The sequence below is a fragment of the Paraburkholderia sp. J11-2 genome (genome assembly GCF_905220185.1).
In the GTDB taxonomy this organism is placed as follows: domain Bacteria; phylum Pseudomonadota; class Gammaproteobacteria; order Burkholderiales; family Burkholderiaceae; genus Paraburkholderia.
This window is the reverse complement of record NZ_CAJMYY010000103.1, coordinates 1-606: the sequence shown is the minus strand read 5'-3', so window position 1 is coordinate 606 and position 606 is coordinate 1. Positions and strand designations below refer to the sequence as shown.

The following is a 606-nucleotide window of genomic DNA, read 5'->3' as shown; positions in this document are numbered from 1 at the left end:
TGAAAGAGGCACCAACGGCCCGGCCACCGCGCCCTGAACAACCCGTGCCACGAGGAGCACAGCGAGGTTGGGCGCCAGTCCGCACGCAGCTGAAGATGCTACGAAGAGCAGGATCGCCCAGACAAACAGGCGCACCTGGCCCACGCGCTGTGTCAGCCATCCCGTAAGCGGAATTGCCACTGCGTTAGCAGCGGCAAAGAGCGTGATGACCCACGTTCCCTCGTCCACCGACACACCGAGATTGCCCGAGAGCGTTGGGATCGCAACGTTTGCGATCGACGAATCGAGCACGTTCATGAAGGTGGCAAGGGCGACCGCGAACGTGCCAATCATGAAGCGCGCGCCACTGAGGGGGGCGACGCCTTCTGGCGACCCGGATGAATTCATCGTCAGCCTCGCTGCACATTACCGGCTAGTTGTTATCTGGCTGGCGAAAGCGCCCAGGAATGGAAGCACGTGTTAGTGGCACTCTCCGTACCCCCCAACACCGGGCCTGGTTCGCGGAAAGTCCCGCAAGTCGCCACGACCCGGAACGATCACGCGACGACGATGCGAAGCGGATCCGCAGCAGCGAGCGCTGCCGTGCGATCTGCGCCCGGCGGATAA

The 606-nt window shown here is 63.2% G+C and carries 1 protein-coding gene; it reads right to left on the bottom strand.

Features of this window, described 5'->3' with window-relative positions; all coding sequences use genetic code 11:
• Window positions 1-333: MFS transporter (locus U5A57_RS41340; RefSeq protein ID WP_415774724.1), on the bottom strand; the 333-nt coding region annotated here is incomplete at its 3' end.
• Between the last annotated feature and the right edge of the window lie 273 nt (window positions 334-606).